The following is a 6,027-nucleotide window of genomic DNA, read 5'->3' as shown; positions in this document are numbered from 1 at the left end:
CGCCACAGATGAAGGAGACTGGTTAGCTACAGAATTAGCCAGCTTCATGGCACTCTCGAGCCCCTGCCCCGACGCCACGACTTCTTCAACCAAGCCAATTTCAAGCCCCCGAGAGGCGCTAACCCGCTCCCCGCACAAGATCATTCGTTTCGCCCAACCTTCTCCCACCAGCCAGGTCAAATTCTGAGTACCTCCGGCACATGGCAGCAGACCTACCTTAGCTTCTGGCAATGCCATTTCGACATGGGCCTCGGCAATTCGAATATCGCAAGCCAGTGCAACTTCTAATCCGCCTCCCATGGCAAAGCCATTGATTGCCGCGATGGATACCCCTCGAAAAGCTGACAAAGTCTCAAAAGCCACCCCAAAGCACTGAGCCATTTCAACTGCCACGGCTTTATCACCATCGGCGAATAATTTCAGATCAGCGCCGGCAGAAAAGAACTTCTCGCCCTGCCCGGTTATCACCAAGGCATAAATATGTTTGTCTTTGTTTAGTATCTCGATTATCTTTCTGAGCTGAACAAGACTCTCTGCCGTCCAGGTATTTGCAGGAGGATTATTCATGGTAAGCACGGCGACATGGCCGTCAATGTCGACTAATATCGCGTTGTTGTCTGACATAATGGCTTCCTTTATCTCTATTGGCTTGGTCTATCCAAGTTCGAATTAAAGTAGCTCGGTCCCTTCTTTTAGTACCCGTCGTGAAATAATGAGCCTCATGATCTCATTGGTTCCTTCTAAGATTTGATGGACTCTCACATCACGGAAATGGCGTTCCAGCGAATACTCTTTGATGTAGCCATACCCGCCATAGAGTTGAAGAGCCTGATCGCAGACCTTAAAACCAATGTCTGTCGCAAACCGCTTCGCCATTGCGCAGTATGCTGTCGCTTCGGGATCTTGTCGGTCTAACTTGGTTGAGGCATAACGAACCAACTGTCTGGCTGCAACCAATTCTGTAGCCATATCTGCTAGCTTGAACTGAACCGACTGAAATTGAGACAGTGACTGGCCAAACTGCTGCCGCTCTGTCACATATTGCTTTGCCTGATTAAGGGCATGCTGGGCCGTACCTAACGAGCAAGATGCAATGTTTATCCGCCCGCCATCTAATCCCTTCATTGCAAACTTGAAGCCTTCTCCCTCACTACCAAGCAAGTTATCCGCTGGGATTTCAACATCTTCGAACGTCACTGCACGTGTCGGCTGACTGTTCCATCCCATTTTGGGCTCTTTTCTTCCGTAGCTGATCCCGGCAGCCTCCGCCGGTACAATAAAGGCCGAAATACCACTTGCTCCAGTCGCTTTCGAACCATAACCGCCAGTTCTTGCCATTACTACAAGCACATCCGTTTCACCTGCGCCGGAGATAAAAGCCTTGGCTCCGTTAAGCACATAACTATCACCCTTCTTAACAGCCATTGTGGTCAGTGATGCCGCATCAGATCCAGCATTGGCCTCGGTCAGACAATATGAAGCCAGCCATTCTCCCGTCAGTAATTTCGGACAAAATGCCACCTTTGCCTGCTCGGTAGCAAAAGAAGCTATCATCCAGCTAACCATGTTATGAATCGTCATAAAGGCCGTGGTTGAGGTACATCCCATCGAAAGCTGCTCAAAAATAATGGAAGCATCTAGCCGAGTTAAGCCTAGGCCTCCCTGCTCTTCTGGCACATATAGGCTCAGAAAGCCTAGTTCACCCGCTTCTCGCAGCACCTCTTTAGGAAATATCTGTTGTTCATCCCATTCAGCCGCTAGTGGCTCCAAACGTTCATTGGCAAACTGCCGAGCCGTATCAGCAAAAGCGCGTTGGTCTTCATTGAGTTCAAAATCCATCTTCGTCTCCCTTAGCGTTGGTAAATCAACGTAGGTGGATCGTCAAATTTGGTCCGGTTGGAATATCATCATCAAACCACCGAGAGGTGACTGTTTTTGTTTCAGTGTAGAAACGGATGGCCTGCTTGCCATACGCATGCAGATCACCGTAGAAGCTTCCTCGCCACCCGGTGAAAGAGAAAAATGGTAACGGCACCGGAATCGGAACATTAATACCGACCTGCCCAACCTGAATTTCATGCTGATACTTACGGGCAGCAGCGCCACAGGCGGTGAAGATTGATGTCCCGTTGCCGTACGGGTTGGCATTGACTAGCGCAATAGCTTCTTCCAGGGTCTCGACCTCGACACAAAGCAATACCGGACCGAAAATCTCTTCCTGATAGACAGACATCGATGTTTGTACACTACTGAATAGTGTCGGTGCGACCCAATTGCCATCTGGATAACCTTCAACTTCGCAGTGGCTACCATCCAGCTCACAGACAGCACCTTGGTCTTTACCCTCGCGGATCAGGCGTAAAACACGATCTTTGGCTTTTTGGCTAATCAAAGGACCATAACCGGCATTTTCGTCATCCCAAGCCCCGGGCCGGATCTTTGCCATAGCCTGCTTTAACTCAGGTATCCATTCTTTGGCACCATCTACCAGAACCGCAACAGAAATTGCCATACATCGCTGACCGGCAGCGCCAACCGATGAACCCACCAGGTTATTAATCACCTGCTCTTTGTTGGCATCCGGCATCACGACCATGTGGTTTTTTGCCCCGGCAAACGCTTGAACACGTTTGAGATGATGAGTCCCTGTCTGGTAGATATGACGGGCAACTGGCACCGAACCAACAAAAGAGATGGTTCTAATTTGCGGGTGCGCCAGTAAATAATCCACCTGCTCCCGTTGGCCATGAACAATTTGTAACACGCCTTTGGGCGCACCGGCTTGCTCAAACAGTTCGGCCAATCTAATGGAAGTCAGCGGCACTTGATCAGAAGGTTTCAGTACAAAGTTATTCCCCGCCGCTATGGCCATCGGGAACATCCATAGCGGTATCATCGCCGGAAAATTAAATGGAGTGATCCCGCAACACACGCCCAATGGTTGCATGATCGAATAGGTATCAATTTCTTTCGCGACGTTCTCGACCGTTTCCCCCATCATCAGGCTGGCGATATTGGCGGCCTGTTCAACCACTTCAATCCCGCGCCAGACATCCCCTTTGGCATCGGCAAATATTTTTCCTGTTTCACTGGAAAGCAGCGTGGCTATTTCATCATGATGTGTTTTTAGCAGTTGCTGGTAATTCAGCATTAACCGTGCGCGTTCCGGTACCGGCACTTCTTTCCATGACTTGAAAGTCTCGTAAGCGCTGGATATGGCCTCTTCAATTTCATCCTCTGTGGCACAAGGTAGCTTGGCAATAACACTATTCTCTGCCGGGTTGGTAACGTCTACCCATTGCAGCGATTGCGACTGGCGGAACTCACCATCAATATATAAAGGAACATGTTGGGTCATAATTGCTCCTCAGGGTTTGTCACCCTGTATAAATAGAAGGGAAAATTCGTGAATAAATGTATTTCATACATAAAGTGTACTAGCCGGAGTTCGCTGGAACTTCGATAGCTATGGCCGTCGCTTCACCTCCCCCTATACATAGCGAAGCAATGCCTTTCAAATTCTGCTTATTCGTCTTGGCTTGCTGTTTGTTGTTCAGAGCATGGATTAACGTGACGAGAATTCTCGCTCCACTAGCTCCTATTGGATGGCCAAGTGCACAGGCTCCTCCGTGGACATTAACCTTTGCCGGATCAAGCTCCAGTTCACGAACAGCTATCTGGGTCACAACGGCAAAGGCTTCATTTATTTCCCACAAATCGACATCATCGACAGACCATTCAAGTTCAGAAAGCAACTTGCGGATGGCATAAACAGGCGCTGTTGTAAAATCAGCAGGCCGTTGTGCATATGTAGCATGACCTGTGATGATAGCGAGCGGCGCAAGCCCTTGCTGGCTGGCCTGCTCAGCATCCATCACTAACAAAGCTGCCGCGCCATCAGAAATTGAGCTGGAATTGGCTGCTGTAACACTTCCGTCTTTGGCAAAAGCCGGCTTCAGTGCCGGGATCTTCTCGATGCTTATTTCACCGGGATGCTCATCTTGAGAAATCAAGGTGGCTCCATGTTTACCCTCGTTTTTAACGGGAACTATTTCACGATCAAACATCCGCTGTTGCTGCGCAGCTACAGCCCGCTCAACAGACATCGTCGCCCATTGGTCCATCTCTTCGCGGGAGAACTCAAATTTATCTGCTACTTCCTGAGCATAAATGCCCATTAAATGTCCGTCATAGGCATCTTGCAGGCCATCCAAAAACATATGGTCGTAAACAGTGTGATGACCTAATCGCATTCCGCTGCGGGCTTCTTTTTGCAAATACGGCGCATTGGTCATGCTTTCCATCCCACCAGCGATAATAGTTTTGGCACTGCCTGCGCGGATCAAGTCATTCGCGAGCATGACAGATTTCATCCCGGATCCGCAGACCTTATTTATGGTGGTACAGCCAACCGAATGTGGTAGCCCGGCCCCCAGAGCAGCCTGCCTTGCCGGTGCCTGACCGCACCCGGCAGGTAGCACGCACCCCATGTAAACTTCATCAATCTCTGACGGAGTGATTGCTATCTCTTCGAGCACACCTCGAATAGCAAACGTACCTAGCTCTGGTGCCGAGAAAGAAGAAAATTGCCCCTGAAAACTTCCGAGAGCTGTACGGCGTGCTGCGACAATCCAAACGTTTTTTTCCATTACTTCGCCCTCTTTGAAGACAGCAATAACAGTAAAAACTGAAGCCCTTTGATAATAGTCAGAACCGGCCCAATTTCTTGACGTTTACGTAAGCATAGCACTAACATTTACGTAAACGTTAAGAAACAAACTGATCACACTTGTAATTCTGTTGGCAACCCTATGTACAGCATAATTGCCAAATGTAGTCGCAGACTGAGTTCATCATTTCAGTCCAGACTGTTGCCGGACCTCACCAGGTTGTGAGTCCGCGCCTTGAGGAGGCTGTAAAGTGGAGACTTTCAAAATCAGTGACTTAGCGAAAGAGTTCGACATCACAACCCGAAGTATTCGGTTTTATGAAGATGTCGGACTGCTACACCCATCCAGAAACGGCAATACCCGGGTCTACAAACGCCGGGACAAAATCAGGCTCAAGCTGATTTTGCGAGGAAAGCGGCTGGGTTTTTCATTGGCTGAAATACGTGAACTTTTCGAACTCTATGACACCAACCAAAGCCACGCCCAGCTCAATGAGATGCTGAGGATCATTGACGATAAGCAGGCCATTTTGAAGCGCCAGCTTGATGACATCAATGTTGTACTAAATGAGCTCCAGATTGCCAAAGCCCGTTGCCATCAGGCCCTGAACAACTCAGAGACACACTGACTACAGCCACTACGCTATCGAAATTTCATCCGTTCATCACAACTTGGTTAACCGGAGATGTTATGAAAGATCTGTTCACGCCCCTCAATTTTGGCCTTGACGACACCCTCGACATGCTCCGCGAACAGGTAAACAATTTTGCCAGCGAGGCCATTGCTCCTCTGGCAGCACAAGCGGATCAGGACAATCAGTTTCCCAACCAGCTTTGGCCCCTGATGGGCGAAATGGGGCTGCTCGGTGTCACCGTAAGTGAAGAGTACGGCGGTGCAAACATGGGGTATCTTGCCCATGTTATTGCCATGGAAGAAATCAGCCGGGCATCCGCTTCTGTGGGTTTAAGCTATGGGGCGCACTCGAATCTCTGTGTCAATCAAATCTATCGTAACGGGAACTCTGAACAAAGAGCCAAATACCTACCGCCGTTAATCTCGGGCGAACATGTTGGAGCCCTGGCAATGAGTGAACCCAATGCCGGCTCAGATGTTGTCAGTATGCAGCTTAAGGCTGAGCGACACGGAGACAGTTTCGTCCTCAATGGCAGCAAAATGTGGATCACCAACGGCCCTGATGCCCAGACATTTGTCGTATACGCCAAAACTGAGCCCGAGTCCGGCTCACACGGGATTTCAGCGTTTATTATTGAACGTGATTTTGCTGGTTTCAGTCATGCGCAAAAACTCGATAAGCTTGGGATGCGTGGCTCCAACACCTGCGAACTGGTGTTCCATG

6 protein-coding genes are annotated in these 6,027 nt (G+C 49.4%); 2 read left to right on the top strand and 4 right to left on the bottom strand.

Annotation, left to right across the window (positions count from 1 at the left end; all coding sequences use genetic code 11):
- From MHN01_RS13690 to MHN01_RS13675, 4 genes are all read right to left on the bottom strand, one after another.
- Nucleotides 1–624: enoyl-CoA hydratase (locus MHN01_RS13690; RefSeq protein ID WP_239411854.1), on the bottom strand; the 624-nt coding region annotated here is incomplete at its 3' end.
- Between the two features lie 45 nt (nucleotides 625–669).
- Nucleotides 670–1,839 (bottom strand): acyl-CoA dehydrogenase family protein, encoded by a 1,170-nt coding sequence (locus MHN01_RS13685; RefSeq protein ID WP_239411853.1) that lies wholly within the window; start codon nucleotides 1,837–1,839, stop codon nucleotides 670–672.
- Nucleotides 1,840–1,864: 25 nt separating this feature from the next.
- Nucleotides 1,865–3,358, bottom strand: a complete 1,494-nt coding sequence (locus tag MHN01_RS13680) for a CoA-acylating methylmalonate-semialdehyde dehydrogenase (protein WP_239411852.1) — start codon at nucleotides 3,356–3,358, stop codon at nucleotides 1,865–1,867.
- 79 nt (nucleotides 3,359–3,437) lie between these two features.
- The gene (locus MHN01_RS13675; RefSeq protein ID WP_239411851.1) at nucleotides 3,438–4,649 is read right to left on the bottom strand and encodes a thiolase family protein; all 1,212 of its coding nucleotides are present in this window, start codon (nucleotides 4,647–4,649) and stop codon (nucleotides 3,438–3,440) included.
- Nucleotides 4,650–4,920: 271 nt separating this feature from the next.
- Between MHN01_RS13675 and MHN01_RS13670 the strand changes: the two genes are divergently transcribed.
- Both MHN01_RS13670 and MHN01_RS13665 read left to right on the top strand, forming a co-directional pair.
- Nucleotides 4,921–5,298 (top strand): MerR family DNA-binding transcriptional regulator, encoded by a 378-nt coding sequence (locus MHN01_RS13670; RefSeq protein WP_239411850.1) that lies wholly within the window; start codon nucleotides 4,921–4,923, stop codon nucleotides 5,296–5,298.
- Between the two features lie 62 nt (nucleotides 5,299–5,360).
- Nucleotides 5,361–6,027: acyl-CoA dehydrogenase family protein (locus MHN01_RS13665; RefSeq protein WP_239411849.1), on the top strand; the 667-nt coding region annotated here is incomplete at its 3' end.

The sequence above is a fragment of the Photobacterium sp. OFAV2-7 genome (genome assembly GCF_022347985.1).
In the GTDB taxonomy this organism is placed as follows: domain Bacteria; phylum Pseudomonadota; class Gammaproteobacteria; order Enterobacterales; family Vibrionaceae; genus Photobacterium.
Note: the sequence above shows the minus strand (reverse complement) of the source record. Positions and strands in the feature narration are given on the sequence as shown.

Coding starts and splice junctions, on each gene's coding strand:
- MHN01_RS13685 (WP_239411853.1), bottom strand. CDS start 1,839: ATGGATTTTGAACTCAATGAAGACCAACGCGCTTTTGCTGATACGGCT.
- MHN01_RS13675 (WP_239411851.1), bottom strand. CDS start 4,649: ATGGAAAAAAACGTTTGGATTGTCGCAGCACGCCGTACAGCTCTCGGA.
- MHN01_RS13680 (WP_239411852.1), bottom strand. CDS start 3,358: ATGACCCAACATGTTCCTTTATATATTGATGGTGAGTTCCGCCAGTCG.